The 16687-nt window shown below is 34.8% G+C and carries 19 protein-coding genes; 7 read left to right on the top strand and 12 right to left on the bottom strand.

Features of this window, described 5'->3' with window-relative positions; translation table 11 throughout:
* Nucleotides 1–48: 48 nt before the first annotated feature.
* The 4 genes from ACN5L8_RS00490 to ACN5L8_RS00475 form a co-directional block, all read right to left on the bottom strand.
* Nucleotides 49–2331, bottom strand: coding sequence for a DUF3987 domain-containing protein (locus tag ACN5L8_RS00490; RefSeq protein ID WP_419171985.1), 2283 nt, complete (start codon nt 2329–2331; stop codon nt 49–51).
* Nucleotides 2328–2660, bottom strand: a complete 333-nt coding sequence (locus tag ACN5L8_RS00485) for a hypothetical protein (RefSeq protein ID WP_419171984.1) — start codon at nt 2658–2660, stop codon at nt 2328–2330. Before ACN5L8_RS00485 ends, ACN5L8_RS00490 begins: the two co-directional genes overlap by 4 nt.
* Nucleotides 2647–2841, bottom strand: a complete 195-nt coding sequence (locus ACN5L8_RS00480) for a helix-turn-helix domain-containing protein (protein ID WP_419171983.1) — start codon at nt 2839–2841, stop codon at nt 2647–2649. Before ACN5L8_RS00480 ends, ACN5L8_RS00485 begins: the two co-directional genes overlap by 14 nt.
* A 105-nt stretch (nt 2842–2946) precedes the next feature.
* The gene (locus ACN5L8_RS00475; RefSeq protein WP_419171982.1) at nt 2947–3588 is read right to left on the bottom strand and encodes a hypothetical protein; all 642 of its coding nucleotides are present in this window, start codon (nt 3586–3588) and stop codon (nt 2947–2949) included.
* Nucleotides 3589–3670: 82 nt separating this feature from the next.
* Here ACN5L8_RS00475 and ACN5L8_RS00470 point away from each other — a divergent pair, with 82 nt between their 5' ends.
* Genes ACN5L8_RS00470 through ACN5L8_RS00455 form a run of 4 tightly spaced genes read left to right on the top strand, consistent with a single transcriptional unit; the run spans nt 3671 to nt 6115 of the window.
* Nucleotides 3671–4141, top strand: coding sequence for a hypothetical protein (locus ACN5L8_RS00470; protein ID WP_419171981.1), 471 nt, complete (start codon nt 3671–3673; stop codon nt 4139–4141).
* Nucleotides 4142–4187: 46 nt separating this feature from the next.
* A complete protein-coding gene (locus ACN5L8_RS00465; RefSeq protein WP_419171980.1) occupies nt 4188–5252 on the top strand; it encodes a hypothetical protein in 1065 nt (354 codons plus the stop codon).
* The gene (locus ACN5L8_RS00460; protein ID WP_419171979.1) at nt 5245–5574 is read left to right on the top strand and encodes an STAS-like domain-containing protein; all 330 of its coding nucleotides are present in this window, start codon (nt 5245–5247) and stop codon (nt 5572–5574) included. Before ACN5L8_RS00465 ends, ACN5L8_RS00460 begins: the two co-directional genes overlap by 8 nt.
* The gene (locus tag ACN5L8_RS00455; RefSeq protein ID WP_419171978.1) at nt 5549–6115 is read left to right on the top strand and encodes a hypothetical protein; all 567 of its coding nucleotides are present in this window, start codon (nt 5549–5551) and stop codon (nt 6113–6115) included. The genes ACN5L8_RS00460 and ACN5L8_RS00455 overlap by 26 nt, the downstream gene beginning before the upstream one ends.
* A 12-nt stretch (nt 6116–6127) precedes the next feature.
* Here the strand turns inward: ACN5L8_RS00455 and ACN5L8_RS00450 are convergent, their stop codons facing one another.
* Nucleotides 6128–6484, bottom strand: coding sequence for a hypothetical protein (locus ACN5L8_RS00450; RefSeq protein WP_419171977.1), 357 nt, complete (start codon nt 6482–6484; stop codon nt 6128–6130).
* 1 nt (nt 6485) lies between these two features.
* A complete protein-coding gene (locus ACN5L8_RS00445; RefSeq protein WP_419171976.1) occupies nt 6486–6767 on the bottom strand; it encodes a helix-turn-helix domain-containing protein in 282 nt (93 codons plus the stop codon).
* Between the two features lie 552 nt (nt 6768–7319).
* Between ACN5L8_RS00445 and ACN5L8_RS00440 the strand changes: the two genes are divergently transcribed.
* On the top strand, nt 7320–8021 hold the full coding sequence (locus ACN5L8_RS00440; protein WP_419171975.1) for a hypothetical protein: 702 nt from the start codon (nt 7320–7322) through the stop codon (nt 8019–8021).
* 33 nt (nt 8022–8054) lie between these two features.
* Here ACN5L8_RS00440 and ACN5L8_RS00435 read toward each other — a convergent pair whose 3' ends face one another.
* The 5 genes from ACN5L8_RS00435 to ACN5L8_RS00415 form a co-directional block, all read right to left on the bottom strand.
* Nucleotides 8055–8516, bottom strand: a complete 462-nt coding sequence (locus tag ACN5L8_RS00435) for an ASCH domain-containing protein (RefSeq protein WP_334678659.1) — start codon at nt 8514–8516, stop codon at nt 8055–8057.
* A 118-nt stretch (nt 8517–8634) separates the two neighbouring features.
* A complete protein-coding gene (locus ACN5L8_RS00430; RefSeq protein ID WP_419171974.1) occupies nt 8635–8979 on the bottom strand; it encodes a hypothetical protein in 345 nt (114 codons plus the stop codon).
* A gap of 497 nt (nt 8980–9476) precedes the next feature.
* Nucleotides 9477–10610 carry a tRNA 2-thiouridine(34) synthase MnmA gene (mnmA, locus tag ACN5L8_RS00425; protein ID WP_133296992.1) on the bottom strand — a complete coding sequence of 378 codons (1134 nt, stop codon included), beginning with the start codon at nt 10608–10610 and terminating at the stop codon, nt 9477–9479.
* A 25-nt stretch (nt 10611–10635) separates the two neighbouring features.
* The gene (locus ACN5L8_RS00420) at nt 10636–11769 is read right to left on the bottom strand and encodes a M28 family peptidase (RefSeq protein ID WP_334678662.1); all 1134 of its coding nucleotides are present in this window, start codon (nt 11767–11769) and stop codon (nt 10636–10638) included.
* Entirely contained in the window at nt 11769–13130 is a 1362-nt protein-coding gene (locus tag ACN5L8_RS00415; RefSeq protein WP_419171973.1) for a hypothetical protein, read from the bottom strand. Before ACN5L8_RS00415 ends, ACN5L8_RS00420 begins: the two co-directional genes overlap by 1 nt.
* A 164-nt stretch (nt 13131–13294) precedes the next feature.
* Here ACN5L8_RS00415 and ACN5L8_RS00410 point away from each other — a divergent pair, with 164 nt between their 5' ends.
* Together ACN5L8_RS00410 and ACN5L8_RS00405 are read left to right on the top strand one after the other, a co-directional pair.
* A complete protein-coding gene (locus ACN5L8_RS00410) occupies nt 13295–14467 on the top strand; it encodes a DNA cytosine methyltransferase (protein WP_412473290.1) in 1173 nt (390 codons plus the stop codon).
* Complete coding sequence (locus ACN5L8_RS00405; RefSeq protein WP_419171972.1) at nt 14454–15503, top strand: Ppx/GppA phosphatase family protein; 1050 nt, start codon at nt 14454–14456, stop codon at nt 15501–15503. The genes ACN5L8_RS00410 and ACN5L8_RS00405 overlap by 14 nt, the downstream gene beginning before the upstream one ends.
* On the opposite strand, the gene ACN5L8_RS00400 is transcribed toward ACN5L8_RS00405, so the two are convergent.
* Nucleotides 15500–16666 (bottom strand): NnrS family protein, encoded by a 1167-nt coding sequence (locus ACN5L8_RS00400; protein WP_419171971.1) that lies wholly within the window; start codon nt 16664–16666, stop codon nt 15500–15502. The two genes, ACN5L8_RS00405 and ACN5L8_RS00400, sit on opposite strands and share 4 nt — an antisense overlap.
* Nucleotides 16667–16687: the final 21 nt, after the last annotated feature.

Here is a 16687-nt window from a genome sequence, read left to right as displayed (position 1 = left end):
TATGGGGATATGCTTACTACATAAGTCAGGGGAATTTTTTTTGAATTTTTAGAAATATATTTTCACTAAAGGATTAACTCTAATAATCTTAGACTTAGGCCCACCTTTAGGATTTTTTATATCCTGAATATTTAGAATATGCTTTCTTGAAAGTTCATCTAATACCATATCAAGACTTTTTCCTTTCTTAATGCCTTTCCAATTCTTCTGGTATAGATCTCTTAATCTCATGCGATCATAAATATCACCTGACATAATCTTTTCGATAATCGTTTGCATTGTTCCATCTTTCTCATAAGACTTATTCAGACTATATAATCGTCTAGCATGAGATTCGAGGTATTCACCCCAAACAATCGCCATCTCTAAACTTTCTAAATCGACTTCACTTGAACGAAAGTCTTTAACTAATTGAAAAATTAAAGCGAGCTTAGGTATTAGAGCATCATACTTAAGAAGAGTTGAAGCTAATAAAATATCGGACTCATTCTTTCCTTTAAGTTCTAAGAACCATAAAGCATATCTTTTTTGTGCCTTATCAGAAAACTTCAAAGTCTTATTTGATTCATCTTCAATATAATCAATCTCTTCAAATATCGTAGACACATCAAAATAAGCTTTTTGATTCTCTGGTCTATCAATGAATTGCTCATTTTCTATTGGATCAGGAAAAGTCATAAGCTGAAATCTTTGTAATAGGCCATCATTATGTGATTCTGTCTCTCTTACGATCTTGCGGATAATATCTGGTTGAGTTGCTGAAATAATCGAAAGACATAAATTATTAACGGTATCAGTACCACGAGACAGAGTATCCTTTCTAAAGCTACCATTCCCATTGTAAGCTTCTAAGTAGAACTCTCTGGCACCTTCGTATCCTTTCTTATGAAACTGAGCTAAGAAACCATATAACTCGTCTCTGACAATAGTTAATCCGTTTGGATTATACTCAAGAAGCTTCAAGAGCTTCTCAAGTGATGCTTCATTAACGATATATCGCTTAGGTGGTTTTTCAAGATCAGCTATTTTCTTTTTTATAGAAGTAATTTCTTTAAATACTTGATCGTCACATTCTTCTGATAGTTCTTTTTCTAATTGTTTCAATTTAGATCTAAAGAGTTTGATTTGAGTATCATTTATGAAGTGATCTGCTCTACCTGCATTAAGTTTAGATTTCTCACAGCCCTCTAGGAATCTGATACCTGATTTTAATGATGCTGATTTCTTACTACCTGATGAATTAACAGACACGGCCCACAGATTTGGAACGATTCTCCATGACGAATCATTCTGTTTAGGTTGAATACTAATTTTACGACCAATTACTGCTCCAAACGAAGCAACTAGAGGAATTGCAACCATATCAGGCTTAATACAAAGTCTTTCGCTTACATCTTTAACATACTCATGTAATGACTTTGGAAGCATATCATCACTGAATGGTAGAACATCTGGGAGTTTTGTGGGTTTTGTTAGTGAGTTTTTTATATTAGTAAAATATTTCTCAATATTATCATTACTGTAGTCAATATCCATTTGTGATAGATCGTTATAGTCAATGGACTTACTGTTCTCTGGGATATCTAGTTCTGGATAATGTAATACTACTTCATAACCTAAATTATTATAATGTTCTATAGCTTTACTTGCATAAAGCTCTCCAGTAAATGACCTATCCTTATCAACATAAATATGAACTTCTAGATATTCATCTGTACTAGGTATATCTAGTAGTAAATTAGAAGCTGTTAAAGTAGCATAGACCCTATGACTTAACTTATTAGAAAGGGTTAATGCATTCTCTAATCCTTCTGTTAGTATAAGTCTTTCCTTAGATTGATTACCTTGAGTTATAAAAACTGATTTTTTTGCTACACCTTTTTTAATAGACTTTATCTTTTTAAGATCACTGTCTAAGTAAGTTATCTGTATTCCTACTTGTTCTCTTGTCTTGATATCTAATAAGGGAATATAAAATGTTAATTTATTATTTTCATATTTATATATACTTTCATTTTTATCTAAATATATATTACGAGATAGAAAGTATTTCTTAATACTACTTAGATCATCTGGCTTATTTTTAATTAAAGCTGAAACATCTATATTGGAATCTACACACTCAAAACTCTCAGAACTAGATTCTCTATCTAGTCCGAGAGCATTTTTAATGTCTTGATATTCACATCCACTATGACAATAAAGAAGAACATTCTTATTCTCCTCTTTTATGGATAGCGACGGGTTATTATCTTCATGGGCAGGACAGTGACCGATATAGCCACTCCTTGTTTTCTTTGCATTAGTTTTGGCGATAATTTCAGAAATCATTCTTCAACCTCATCTAAGTTAAGTCCTCTTTCGAAGAAGTCCCTGAGATAAGAAAGAGCACTTTCATTGTTAAGCTGAACTAAGTTTTGGCCATCATTACGCCTTATCACTACATGAGCATTAACAATTAAATCATTTTCATTAAGAATCATTGTCAAATATGTTTTGCCCTTTGACTTTGTAAGCCCCCATTTGTTTTGAAACTTCTTCTCAATAAGTTCTTTAGGGTCAAATTCATAAGTATTATCTCCCTCTAGTTCTATTAGGTCCTCATCTAATGTCACATCAAAAAGACACTTAAAAATCTCATTATCATTAAGCTTGTCCATTTTGTGCCTCCATTAAGTTAGAGTTAACAAAATCAACTAAATCAGTTTTTCTAAACCTATTTAAACGACCAACTTTAACGACATTGATCTTTTTTTCAAAGATAAGCTTTTTTAAATGTGATTCTTTTGTTGCTAGAAATTTAGCGGCTTCTGTAGTTGTTAATAAATCTTCATTACTCATAAGTTCCTCCTGTTTAAGTAGATGAAACAAGAATAACTTAGAGAACATGACATGATTCTAATGTTTATTTCATGTATATTTCATGAAGAATGATTAATTTGAGGATTAGATTTTAATTTTTGAAAGGTCTAAATAGTAATTCCCTTGATTGTCATTAACTAAAAGATCTACTAATCGAGGATACTTTTCTCTCTTTTCCGATTTTAAGGACGATAGTGGCTTACCATTAAGTGATGAGACTTCACTTTGGTGAATTTTGTTAGTCTGAGAGAAGATTTCTTTATCGTAAAACTCAACAAGTACGTCGTAGAGTCTACATCTACCAAGACTGTTAAGCTTAAGGAAGGCGATAAAATCTTTTTCAGATAATGTATTGTCGTTAATAATTTCTTTATGGCTTTTATGAAGTTCGTACCTAACCAATTCATACTTATTTACTTCATCTTCTACTAGCCAGTAGTCATGATCATCTACCTTTACTTCATCACTACTTAGAACTTTAACGACAATATGATTATCATGAGAAAGAAATGAGTCTCTTATAGGAGTAGGGTCTATCACACACCAACCGAGCTTTTTGTATACATCTGTGTGATTTAACATCTCAGAATGGTACTCTTTCTCAAACTCAATGAAGCAAAGTTCAGCTTTTCTCACATACAGGTAAAGACTAGCTTCCCCTGCGCAAGCTAACTCTAATACTTCTTCCTGTTTATATTTATCAAGCTCTGCTAAGTATCCTTTCATTACTTAATGTTCCTTAAAAGTATTCTATAGTGATTTAAACAATGGCCTAGATACTATTAAATACTGATGATATAATCAAGTAATGAAGAAACAAGGCCGTCCTACATTAAAGACTGAATCCTTAATTAATATTGCCATCAATTTGGCAAAAGAAGGAAAGACAAACCGCCAAATAGCTAGAACTATTAACATAGGTGTGTCTACCCTCGATAAATGGTTAGCAGAAGACGAGAAGTTTAAAGAGTCCCTACGCTTAGCAAAGTTAGAATTTGATAGAAACAATGTAGAATCAATGCTTCTAAAACGATGCCTAGGCTATTCTATTAAAGAGATAAAAGTTAAGAAGAATGCTAGAGGTGATATTCTGGAAACAGTAGAGATAGATAAAGAGCTTCCACCTGACCCGAGTTCATTAGCATTATATCTGAGAAACAGAATGTCAGACGTATACTGTCAAAAGAAAAGGCTAGAAATTGAAAACAATGTTGAAATAACAGAGAATAGAACTTCGTTTAGCTTAAGCGATATTATTGAAATAAACCGAAATAATTAGACTGTTTTTATTTAAAATGATAAATAACCAATAAAAAAATAAACAGATGAATAAATCATATTATAAAAAACTTTCAAACCGAAGATTCTTGCACAACCTCCAAAGAAAAAGATGGAGAAAAGCGTATAGATATGCAAAATTATTAAAACGCTTAGATGATAAACGAATCAACAATCAAAACAAGAAGAATAAAAAATACTTCAAAGTAAATGTTCCTAGGATATTTTCACTCGAGAAAAACCACGAGGAGACTTTACAATTCTACACGACACTAGACAGCGCCGTGCGCAATGGCTATCGAATAGACTTAGATATGAGTGATGTAGAAGTGCTTGAACCTCACTGTTTACTCTATCTGCTGTCCAGACTAGACTACTATAAAACGACTCTCAAGTTCTTTTACATGACAGGTAATTCTCCTAGAAAAAGAATTCCAAATGAAATGTTGACCAGCTCTGGTTTTTTTAACTATGTCAGAGTTAAAAACTCATTTGCCAATATCAGCAATGATAATATTTTAGAGATAATGAGTGGCACAATAGTAGATGAAGCAAAAGCTCTAAAGATAAGGGAGTTTGCATCATCTAAGCTTGGAGATATGTCAGTAATGGTAAAGCAAGGTATATACTCGACTGTTATTGAGTGTATGGCAAATACAAATAACCATGCTTACAAGTCCAGTACGACACTTCCTAAAAATATCAGCACAAACAAGTGGTGGGTAATGGCCCACTGCGCCACTGCAAATGAAGAAGACGAATCAAGGAGACAAGTGAAGTTCATTTTTCTTGATAACGGGAGAGGTATTCCTCAAACGATCTTGCCGAAATTTAAAGGTTTATTCTTTAACAATGATGGCGAAGTGCTAGAGCTAGCATTTAATGGGAAATACAAAAGCAGTACAAAGCACAACTGGCGAGGAAAAGGACTTCCTAAAATTTATAAATTATTTAAGAGTCATTATATTGAAAACCTTTCAGTAATTTCTAATAATGGCAGATTTATTGCGAACAATTCGATTACAAAAAAACTGCAAGACAAATTCCATGGCACAATGCTAATGTGGGATTTCAAAAAGCAAAATCAAATCACAGGATTACTAGATGACTAAACAAGTTATTATCAACGTAACGGAGTTTACTACAACACCAGGCGCCAGATATTATTCAGATGGCGAATTCTCAGGCCAAAGGTTTAGAGACGAGTTTCTTGTGCCTGCATTCCATGAAAATAGAGAATCAGAAATAGTTGTTAATCTTGACGGTACTGAGGGCTACGCTACATCTTTCTTAGAAGAAGCTTTTGGGGGATTAGTCAGACTGAAGGACCCTCGAATAGATATAGAACGTCTAAGCTTCATATCACACGAAAATCCATTTATTATAGACGAAATTAAAGAATATATAGATGAAGCTATTGATGAAAATAAATAGTTTAATAATATATTTATCATCAATAATACTTTCATTTCTTTTGGGATTAACACTCGTTAAAAAAAGTGTTTTTTGCGATAACTTTTACGACTTTAAATTTATTGAAATAATAACTATTATTGCTGATGTTTTTGTCGTTGCAATAATTGGTTTTATTGTTTCAAACTCTTTAGCTAAGTCTTCAAAAAGAGAGGATATTCTACTTTTAATTTTAAAAGATATAGAGGATGACTTTGATGAATTAAAAAGAGCTAGTAAAACCCTGCTAATGACATCAACCCACCAAGCTCAAAATGATATTGTTAGAATTATAGATAGAATTCAAATACGACTTGGCACTATTCTAAAAGAAGAAATAAGTGAAGTATTAAAAGATGACGTCAAGGAAATTGCAAAACAAACAATTAAATTGAAACGAATTTTATCAAGTCATGCTGCAAGTAAAGCATTTGTTAAATCTATGAATAAAGACCTAATTGACAGGAAGTTTACTCTCGTTTTTAGTAAATTGGTGTCAGCAAAACTCAATACTATTAAATAAATCTAAATATTACTAATTCCCTCCACCAGCATTTAATAATATCAATCCTCCTCCAAGCACACCAAAAAACGTGAGCCAAAAGGCTTGATTTTGACTTTGCAGATGTTTATTAGCCTCAGCCTGAATAACTCTAACATCTTCAACTTCTTGCTGATTAGCTGGTTGTCTACACATGGCCATATTAGCGTTGTTGTTTCCAAAAGCTGTTTGACCAGTTTGGAAGTTATAAGCAGAAGAATATGATGAACCAACCATTGCACCTGAGCAAACCATACCTTGAAGTGAGCATTGACCAGCACAAGTCAATTGCTTAGAAGCACAAGAAGTTAATAAAATAGAAAATATAATAACTGAAATAATACTCTTCATTCTAATCCTCTCTTATCCTTCTTAAAATTACTTCGTAGTTCCCAATAGAGATATCACCACCGAAGTCTTTAATATTCTTTGATTTAGGCTCGCCAAAGCATAAAAAGTCTAAGCTTACGTCGAAGAAGTCAGCAATTTTCTTTAGCTGACTAATACTTTTTGGTTCAACACCATTTATCCAACCGTGTAGCGTAGATAACGGAATATCAGTAAGCTTACTAAGCTCAGTAGCACTAAGCTCGCTTTCATTTAACAGCCGTTTTAAGGTTTTATTTAACTTCATATCAATAATCATCGGTTATTGACCTTTCACACGATAGCTCAATTCACTTAGCCGAATTTAATTCGACTAGCCGCATTTGAGATAAGGGTTCAAAAAGGGTTCAAACTTAACCACAATAGAAGAAAGTTAAATGTTATAGGCTGGCTATAGATTTAGATAAAAACTCTAAGAATGTCTGATAGACAGTCCTTTAGTGTTATTTGTAATGATTAATGATTATGTAGATATTTGACTGCGTTCAGTCCAGTTCTAGGCACCATTCATTCAAATCCCATAATTATTTTCGAAGTATAGAGCTTTTTAATTAAAAGCAAGCCGTAGGCGTGCTGGTTTATCGCCAGGATGGCGTGTATGCCGACGAAGGCAGGAGCCGAGAGTCGGCCAAGTCCATCGCGTACCTACCAGTTACCTACCAAAAACCCGACAACTTACCGAAATAACAAAAAACTGTTCCGATACTATACGGCCCTGTAATCACTTCAATAAAACATAAATTATCGACAACCAATGATAAATTGTTAATCAAACAAATAAAACTTAGGGAGATTAGAGATGAATAAGATTAAAATGACCTCATTAGCATTGCTCTTAGTTTCGTCAACAACAGCAACTGCCGGAATTACAGACTTCTTTTCAACTAAAGATAAGGTTATCAAAGGCTCAGCACAACACTTCTATGATGACTCACGCTCAGACGCTCTAACAGAATTCGTACAAGATATTCATAGTGAATATGGGTTATTTATTGCTCGTTTTAAGGAGCATAGTGAAACATATATCGGTGCTCACAATAAAGATAAGATGAAGCGCTTTGGAACAGATGTAACAGCATATAGTGACCTAACATTTTCTAAGCACGGTGATTCATATCGTTTATATTATACGACATATGCTACTGGAAGACCTGTCATCATCAAGCTAGATGAGACTCACAATGATCAAATTGATGGCCTATTTAAAGATATGGCCAAGAAAGCTGATCATGTGAAAATTGAAGGTACAAGAAGCTTTTCAAGAGGTGGAATCTCACTAACAGCAAAGAACCTTAAAGATGTTAAAAGCATCACACTATCTTGTAAGGAAGAAATACACTCAGATAACAGCGGTGGAAATCGTTGTCTAACAAAGACTGGCGGTATCGACTTTGGAAACAAGGAAACAAAAGTTGAAATCAAAGGTGCAAGAAGAAATACAGAAGTTCCAAAGAAGAACTTGAAAACTTGGGCGCAAGATTACTGGAATAACAAAATATAAAAAGCATGAAGGCCCTTAGTTAAGGGCCTTTTTTTATTTCTGAAATACAACCTCATAAAATTCTGTAACAACGTCTTCATCGTCTAAATCAACAATACCCCAATCATTTAAATATGGTGTAAAGAAGTCACGATGGGCCTTTTTCCAGTGCTCCACAGACAGATCCCCTTCGCCTTCGGCCTCAGCTATCTTCTTAGAGATATCACTGAACTTATTTATTTCAACAGCAATAGTCTTAACAATGCAGCGAGGATTATTCTTAGAATCTAGTATTATCCAGAAATTATCAACTTCAGGTAAAGGATCTCCTGCTAGCTCATAGTCCTTAACAAGACCACTTCCGGCACTTTTCTTACCTGATAAATACAAAGCAAGAAGCTCATCTGCAATTTCAGCATTACCTGCAATTGATATCTCAATATGGGGATGATCTAACTTCTCATCGAGTGTTTCTTCATATAAGTCCCAAAATTCCTCTGGAGTTAAGCTGCTCATCTTTAAAGTCCTTTCTAAATCCTTATTCAATTCTTTATCGTTATATAAAAAGAAAAAGGTGCTCTAGGGCACCTTCTTTTATTTAAGCATACATTCAAGTTCTATCGTATATTTAATTCTAAATACTACGCTTGGATGTACCCATATCTTCAAGATAGAATTTTAGGCGTTTTTCAATTTCTTCAAGAGCAGCAAGACGGATCTCCATTGCTGTTTGGCATGAACGTGTTGATCTAATGGCCTTGATACTTTCCTTAGATGGAATGGCCATAACTGGACGTTTCTCTTCTTTTACCTTTGCAACCTCAGCTTCAAATTCGTTAACGAGTTCAGAAAGTGGCTTCACTTCTTTAGAAGCACTCTGCTCTTGCTTCACATCATCGCCAATTGGAAAATGCTTAGAAGCAGGAAACATCACTAAGACGTCATTATTAGGTGTTGAATTTGAATCTGTAAGTTTCATTAATTTATAATCCTCGGTAAATTAAGCATAGTGCTTATTAATAAGTCACTATATATAAAGCATAACTCAGGCCAAGATATTTTGGGATGCCCCATGTAATATTGGTAGGTTGTTAAAAATGAACGTCAACTTTTTGGTCAATAGTGCTTTAGATAGACAATTATAAATGAATAATTCCAAGCACTTAAGCGTTTTTTATTTAGTTAAGATAGTGATCAATCTCTAGGGCGAAAGAACTTCCTCTAATTTTACCTAAATAAGGAGCATGGTAAAATTAAAGAGTGAAAAGAGTCAATTGTATGCAATGCAAACATTACTATAGTACTTGGGACAAATACGCCCCTCGTGGATGCCGAAAATTCGACATGAAATCCACTACTATGCCTTCAATACTCGTAAAACAAGAAAGCGGTAACGACTGCCAATTCTATGAACAAAAAGACCATTTTAAAAATCGTGGAAAAAAAGGAAAGTTAGATAATTTGAATGACCCTAAACTATGGTAATTCTTTATTTTGCTCAAAGTAACTTGGGCCAGCTTCTTTAATCATTCCACCGCCAAGACAGACCTCTTCCCCATCCATTTGAGTATAGAAAACAATCGACTGTCTCTGAGCAATTGCGCGTTGAGGTTCATCGAACTCAACTTTTACAAAATCATCAGCGACCTCAGTGATTGTACAGGCTTGATCTTTTTGACGGTAGCGAATCTTGGCCTTAACTCTTTGGCCAACACTTGGCGCGAAGTCTTTATCAACCCAAGAGAGCTCTGTTGCTGTTAAGTAATCAGCATATAAAGCACCGTGCTTTTCACCACGCTCAACTAATACAACATTTCTTTGAGTGTCTTTACCAACGACAAACCAAGGCTCACCAGGTCCACCAAGGCCTAGTCCCTTTCTTTGTCCAATTGTGTAAAATGCTGATCCAGAATGGCGCCCAACTTTCGTTCCATCAAGTAGCTCGAAGTCACCTTCTTTGATTTGAATATAATTTGAAAGGAAGTTCTTGAAGTTACGCTCACCAATGAAGCAGATCCCTGTTGAATCCTTCTTATCATGAGTTATGAGGTCATATTTCTTTGCAATTTCACGAACCTGTGGCTTTTCAATATTTCCAACAGGAAAGAGAACCTTATCAAGAACATCTGACTTGATAGTATAAAGAAAATAAGTCTGATCCTTATTATTATCTAGGCCCTTAATTAAGCGTGATTGGCCGTCAATTTTCTTCGTTTGACAGTAGTGGCCAGTTGCAAGATAGTCTGCACCTAGCTCCATTGCTTTATTGAAGAAGACCTTAAATTTAATTTCACGATTACAAAGGATATCTGGATTAGGAGTGTAACCTTGTTCATATTCTTCGAGAAAATTTGCGAATACATTATCACGATACTCTTTTACAAAATCGACTGAGTAATATGGAATATCTAGTTTTTCACAAACCTTGATAACATCTTCAAATTCTAGAGAGGCCTTACAATTCCCATTTTCGTCCTGCTCTTCCCAGTTTTTCATGAACATACCAATAACGTTGTAGCCTTGCTCTTTAAGTAAAGCTGCACATACTGAAGAGTCAACGCCTCCAGACATACCAACGATTACTGTTTTTCCATTTCCGATACTTGTCATGTGCCTCTTTTAGCACATTTAGCGCCTAGAGGTCTAGTGCCCATGAAGCAATGGCCATGGCAATATTGGTAGTTGAGTGATGTAAAGTCTTTATATTTATTGAGGAGACATGATCGGCCCTCGAATGGATGCGGTTTCCATTGAAATCACTCTCCCAATTTTGAGTGTAGACAACACTTGGGATCTCCATTTTTTGAAATGAGACATTATCACCATTAAGGAAATTTTTTGAATGAGTTTGAAAGGTTACACGAAAAGTTCCCTCAGAAGAGGCGGCATAAAAGCTTTGTGCGATAGATTTTTCAAGATTATGTAGACTTGAAGAAGGTGTAGAATAATAAAGTTTCATATTACCAAGCTTCTCTTCCTTATCAAGAGTTTTTGTATCGTATCCAAGCATTAATAATTCAACATATGAATAGACTCTTATTCCTTTTTCTAAGGTAAGATTCTTTGCATAATCGTACGAGCCAAGAAATCCAAGTTCTCCAAAATCAAAGAAGACTACCCTTACTGTTTTCTCTAGTTCTAATTCAGATAAAATATCAATAAGAGCAAGAGCGGCCACAACACCAGAAGCATTATTGTCAGCTCCAGGCTGTACACCACCCTCAATCATTTCTAATTTCTTCTTATTATATGCAGCAGTATCGAAGTGAGCACCCACGACAATGACTTCATTAGGCTTTTTTATGCCCTTCTTCTCCCATACAATATTATGGCCATTTGTTGATTTTAATTTATCAAGATGGGCCTCACGTTCTTTAGTGAACCTCTCCCACTTTACAAGCTGAGATTTTGTCAACTTCCCCTTTGTTGCATCAAGATCACTCTGATACATCTTCTTGGCATATTCGATATCTGGAACAAATTTTATACTCTTAACGCTAGTATTCTTTTTACGTACATTCTTATTAATGTAGTCTAGAATAAACTTCTGTGCTTTTTTATTTCCCTCAGTTCCCACGTAGCGATTAGGTCTTGTTTGCTTAACAAAGCTTGTAAGAATATTTTCGATATAATCTTCTTTAAATTTAGATACAGAATAATATAGCTTTCTTGCACGCTCTGGTGAGCGTTTTGACTTATTAAGCTTATAGCTTTGTGAATAACTATTTGATGTAATGATAAAAATAATCGATAAAATAAAATACTTCATTAAAAACCTATTTCTCTTTTCTTTGGTAGTGCCTGAGTTTCCTCAAGCTCTTCTTTTTCTCTTTTTGAAAGTGGTAACATATAGAATTGGCCATCAACAAAATGACCGCTTTGATAAACTTTGGCATGGCCGATGGCCTTTGCGGAAGGAGCATCTTTTAAGAAGAACATAATCGTATCTCCTCTAAAAACAATGCCATTCTTTTTGTCTTCTAAATCAAAGAAGATATTTCCATTGTTTAAAAGATATAAAGTCCCTTTGAATGTATCTCCATTTGATAAGAGACTTCCATAACATTCTAAAGGCTTTGCTGTATCGACAACATTGAAGTTTTCAAAATGATGACAGACTATTCTTTCAAACTCTAATTCTTTATTCTTAGCAATAAAAATATGTCCTCTAGACATACTGATAACGACAATTTGTGAGTCGGGAACTCGGGGAATTCCCTCTTTTGTTTTATAATGAGTCTGGCCAAGATGATATCTGAAGTGAGCATCGTGTGCGCCAACAACATTATCATTTGAATGATCATAGATATTACTTTCCCTAATAAACTTAGGGGCCACATAACGAGGATATAAATCACATAGCTCATCTGACTGGTATGTCTGTGCACGAGCTTTTTTCTTGGCCTTAAGTTTTGCGCGAGTAAACGAATTAGCACTTACCAGTGCTCCAATTCGATCAACTTCTGAAGTATTAAGATCTGCTATAGGCAGAAGTAATCTTGAAAGACTCTCTTGAGATAGATTACTTAAGAGATGGCAATCATTTTCATTTGGATCATTTGGTCGCACAAGTCCAAATTGGCCATGATTTGCAATTACCTTGCAGTAATGGCCAGTAGCAATCTTAGTTGCTTTTAAGGCCTCAAGCTTTGAATTTAGAATATCAAAAATCAATGTCGCGCGATCTAGACTTGGATTTTGCCAAATCCCAGCAAATCGTGATTTTAACATTAATGAAATAACTCGATCTTCAAATTCAGAACTAGCATTTGTTACATAGAAAGGAATCCCAATTAAGCGACAAATATCCTTTATCTGCTCTTGAGGTGCACAAAACCAATCCTTAAAAATATGATTAATTCTTCTGACCCATTTAATCTTTTCAAAACGACGAAGTCCTTCTTTCATTTCTTCATCATCAGCGAGTTCATCAGGAATGCGCCCTTCGGGAGTAAGTTTCGTTTTAAAATTAGTAACGAAGTCTTCATCTTCCTGCGTCACACGCTCAAAGAATGAGATATTAACACCGATACAATCGTATCCTTGTTTCTTTAATAATAAGGCCGTGACAGCAGAATCAATTCCACCATCCATACCGATGATAACTCTTTCACGTTTGGATTTTTGCATACTTATATTATATGGGATTTTGAAAATTTATGTAGTGTGGATGTATTTTCAAGGCATCATTCCAAACCAAAAAGCTCATATATTTCATTGACATAACTCAGCGCAAAAACGGATAATATTTCTCTAAGGGATACAACAACACACAAGGAATTAAAAAAGTAGTTATGAGCACTAATAACAAATCAAGGAAGAATAAAAAGCTTAAGTTTATTGATATTTTCTCAGGTGCCGGTGGCTTTAGCTGCGGACTAGAAATGGCCGGACTCGAATGTGTACTTGGAATTGACTTCAATAAACACGCAATGGATACATTTGCCCTAAATCACAAGAAGGCCTATCCATATTGTGGTGATATATCAAAACTTACAAACAAGAGAATTAAAGAAATTCTAGGTGATACTGATGTAAATCTCGTTGTTGGTGGCCCTCCTTGCCAAGGTTTTTCAACTGTTGGCCCAGGAAACCCTGACGATATTAGAAATAAACTTTTTTTAGAATTCGTAAGAATTGTGAAGTTGGCCAAACCAGAATTTATTGTTATTGAAAACGTAACTGGTCTTCTGGCAAAGAAAAACGAGATGACTTTACAGGCAATTTTTAGAAGATTTAATCGTCTCGGTTATAATCTCGACGTAAAAGTTCTAAGCTCTCAGCATTACGGAGTCCCAGAAAAGCGTCGTCGTACAATTTTCATAGGATCTCGAATTAATGAAAAGGTTGAGTTTCCAAAAATTACACATGACACAGTTGTTGCAAAAACATATCGTCCACCAGTTACAGTAGGAGAGGCCTTAAGTGACCTTACCGATAAAAATGGTGAAATTCATAATCATGATCTAGACAGTGCGAAAATAAAATCAAAATTAGATTTAAAAAGAATTAAGAGAATTCCTGAAGGAAAAGGAATTCGTTATGAAAAAGATGAGAAAGCATATTTAACACCAGCAACGAAACTGGGAGTTGATTGGAAAAATATGCGCGAAGGTCGCTTTAGACAAACGAAGTACCAAAGACTTGATTCAAAAAGTGTTTCTCCAACGATAATGACTCATCGTCATAGCTACTACCATCCAACAGAGCACCGCTACCTAACACAAAGAGAAGCTGCAAAAATTCAAAGCTTCCCTAATCACTTTGTTTTTAGTGGCCCAATCTCTGCTCAGTGGAGACAAATTGGAAATGCTGTTCCACCTCTTATGGGTAAGGCCATTGGTACTGCTATTAAGAAAATGCATAAGGCCCACCTAAAGGCCAAGCATGACGGTAAAGTAAATAAGAAGACAAAGGTTAAAAGTATCATTAATGATGTTCGAGGAGGAGCATTTGTTTACCGCTAAGAACATCCTATTTAGTACTCTACTTCTTGTCATCGTATCCTGTGGAAGCCTTCAAAGAAGTAGTGAAAAATATCATGACATTGCCGAGAGCTCTAAATGTCATACTAAGAGAGCTGCAATTGATCTAGGCTCAGGTTCCACAAAACTCGTGGTAGGTCTCGTTAATACTTGTAAAGGACTTGTTGAAGGAATTCTTTTTGAAGCACAAAGAGCAGTTCCTCTTAAAGAGGCCCTACAAGCATCAAAAGAAAATGAAATCACACCTTCAATGATTCAAAAACTAAGTGGAGTTTTTGAAGAGTTTAAATACATGGCCGATCATCAGGGTGCAAGTGACATCAAGGCTGTAGCAACATCTGCATTTCGAACGGCCGATAATGGTGAAGAAGCAGCTGAGATAATTACCAATAACAGTGGCATACCTCTTACAATTATCTCTCAAAAAGATGAAGCTCGTTTTGCATATTATGCGGCCTTATCAAAAACTAAAACAATGAAACTTCCTAAGAAGTCTCCAGTTGCTGTTTGGGATATCGGTGGCGGAAGCATGCAAATAACAAAGCCACTTGCAGATGGAAGTACAAAGGTTGCCCTTTTAAAAGTCGCTTCTGTTCCATTTAAAAATCTTGTTTTAAAAGAGTTATATCCAGATGGTACGAAAACTCCTAATCCACTAACAGAGGAAAGAGCACTTCGCTCAATGGATCTAGCACGATTTATTTCAAAACAAGAATTTAGCCGTTTTGGTAATTTAAAAGGATATCAAGTTATTGGTGTTGGTGGTGTTCATTACTATAGCATTGGTGGACAATTTAAAAAGACGAATCGAATTTATAACCAATCGACTCTCCTATCAAAACTACTTGAAAGATCAAAACTCAGTGATAAAGAAATCGACAGTAAATACGCTGTAACAGATGTGACAAATCTCGCACTTGTTCTTGGCTTCATGCAAACACTAAAAGTCGATCAAGTTAGGCCACTAAAGATCAATATGGCCCACGGACTTCTCATTAATAAAGACTTTTGGAATTAACCAAACTTACCGTCTGGTCGCTTTGTTACAAGTGGCCAGAAAAACTTTATAAGATAAATGATAAAGCCTAATGTCCAAAACCCACTAGCATAATGCAGTGAAGTCTCATAAAACTCATTCCATATAATCGGCACAAATACTCGTATCAATGCCCCAATTATAACGAAGACAAAAGAGATAATTATATACTTATCTGCCTTAATAATTCGCCCTGTGTGACCAAGAGAAACACGAGTCATCATTCCAATAGCAACACTACCTAAACCGAAGGCCAATAGCATATGCAGTGGTGCCTGAGAGAATCCAATGGAATCATTAAAGAATCCAATTAACTCCATAACTAGTCCAAAAATAAGTGCAAATGTGCCAATATATAAGATTGCAATCATTGGCCCTTTCATACCGATTAAAGGCTTCCAGTATAGAACTCGTAAAGTATTAAATATTATACAAATTAGATAGACAATAATTATCGCCGAAGGACTTAAAAAGAGAGAAAGAGGTAATGCTAATATAGTTAATGTTAAGATAGAAAAACGTTGTACGAATTTTGGAACATTAATTTTCAAATCTAAATCTTTAAAACGAGACTTTGTAAAAAATGGAATGACCCGACCAAGAATTAATAAAATTAACAATCGAATAATGGCACTAGCAGAGTTCTTTGAAATATCTTGAAGACTTAAGCTATCACTCATATATCCATAGGTGTGAAGAATAGATAATATCCACAAGGTGCTAAGTAGAGGAATAAAAATATAGACTTGCTTATTCTTTCTTAGTTTTAAGAAAAGAAGAATAATTGAAGCAGGATAAAAGATATTGAGCAATATAATAGACCAATTATGACTAATATTTAGGAAATAAGAAAATCTCTCCATCAACCATAAGGCAACAAGAAAGATTAAAAAACATCCACGATATGGAGTTGTTTGCGTCCAATGTGAGCTTGCTGTAAAAAGAAAGCCAATAATAAGTGCAGAAGTGAATCCAAATAACATTTCATGGCCATGCCAGAATAATGGATCAAAGTTAACTAGACCAAGATCAGTTCCCTTAACAAAAGCACTAACCCAAAATGTTACATTAATAATAGCAATAATGGCCGCTAAAAGAAAAAATGGCCTAAAACTTATATTAAATATTGGAAGAGTATTTTTCATAAGTTCATATTATCATCTTAA

It is taken from the genome of Halobacteriovorax sp. (genome assembly GCF_048381875.1).
Classification (GTDB): domain Bacteria; phylum Bdellovibrionota; class Bacteriovoracia; order Bacteriovoracales; family Bacteriovoracaceae; genus Halobacteriovorax_A; species Halobacteriovorax_A vibrionivorans.
The sequence above is the reverse complement of the archived record's forward strand: the minus strand, read 5'-3'. Positions and strand labels throughout refer to the sequence as shown.

Coding starts and splice junctions, on each gene's coding strand:
- ACN5L8_RS00450 (WP_419171977.1), bottom strand. CDS start 6,484: ATGAAGAGTATTATTTCAGTTATTATATTTTCTATTTTATTAACTTCT.
- ACN5L8_RS00480 (WP_419171983.1), bottom strand. CDS start 2,841: ATGAGTAATGAAGATTTATTAACAACTACAGAAGCCGCTAAATTTCTA.
- ACN5L8_RS00460 (WP_419171979.1), top strand. CDS start 5,245: ATGACTAAACAAGTTATTATCAACGTAACGGAGTTTACTACAACACCA.
- ACN5L8_RS00455 (WP_419171978.1), top strand. CDS start 5,549: ATGAAGCTATTGATGAAAATAAATAGTTTAATAATATATTTATCATCA.
- ACN5L8_RS00485 (WP_419171984.1), bottom strand. CDS start 2,660: ATGGACAAGCTTAATGATAATGAGATTTTTAAGTGTCTTTTTGATGTG.
- ACN5L8_RS00430 (WP_419171974.1), bottom strand. CDS start 8,979: ATGAAACTTACAGATTCAAATTCAACACCTAATAATGACGTCTTAGTG.
- ACN5L8_RS00440 (WP_419171975.1), top strand. CDS start 7,320: ATGAATAAGATTAAAATGACCTCATTAGCATTGCTCTTAGTTTCGTCA.
- mnmA (WP_133296992.1), bottom strand. CDS start 10,610: ATGACAAGTATCGGAAATGGAAAAACAGTAATCGTTGGTATGTCTGGA.
- ACN5L8_RS00400 (WP_419171971.1), bottom strand. CDS start 16,666: ATGAAAAATACTCTTCCAATATTTAATATAAGTTTTAGGCCATTTTTT.
- ACN5L8_RS00475 (WP_419171982.1), bottom strand. CDS start 3,588: ATGAAAGGATACTTAGCAGAGCTTGATAAATATAAACAGGAAGAAGTA.
- ACN5L8_RS00465 (WP_419171980.1), top strand. CDS start 4,188: ATGAATAAATCATATTATAAAAAACTTTCAAACCGAAGATTCTTGCAC.
- ACN5L8_RS00415 (WP_419171973.1), bottom strand. CDS start 13,130: ATGCAAAAATCCAAACGTGAAAGAGTTATCATCGGTATGGATGGTGGA.
- ACN5L8_RS00490 (WP_419171985.1), bottom strand. CDS start 2,331: ATGATTTCTGAAATTATCGCCAAAACTAATGCAAAGAAAACAAGGAGT.
- ACN5L8_RS00420 (WP_334678662.1), bottom strand. CDS start 11,769: ATGAAGTATTTTATTTTATCGATTATTTTTATCATTACATCAAATAGT.
- ACN5L8_RS00470 (WP_419171981.1), top strand. CDS start 3,671: ATGAAGAAACAAGGCCGTCCTACATTAAAGACTGAATCCTTAATTAAT.
- ACN5L8_RS00435 (WP_334678659.1), bottom strand. CDS start 8,516: ATGAGCAGCTTAACTCCAGAGGAATTTTGGGACTTATATGAAGAAACA.
- ACN5L8_RS00410 (WP_412473290.1), top strand. CDS start 13,295: ATGAGCACTAATAACAAATCAAGGAAGAATAAAAAGCTTAAGTTTATT.
- ACN5L8_RS00445 (WP_419171976.1), bottom strand. CDS start 6,767: ATGAAGTTAAATAAAACCTTAAAACGGCTGTTAAATGAAAGCGAGCTT.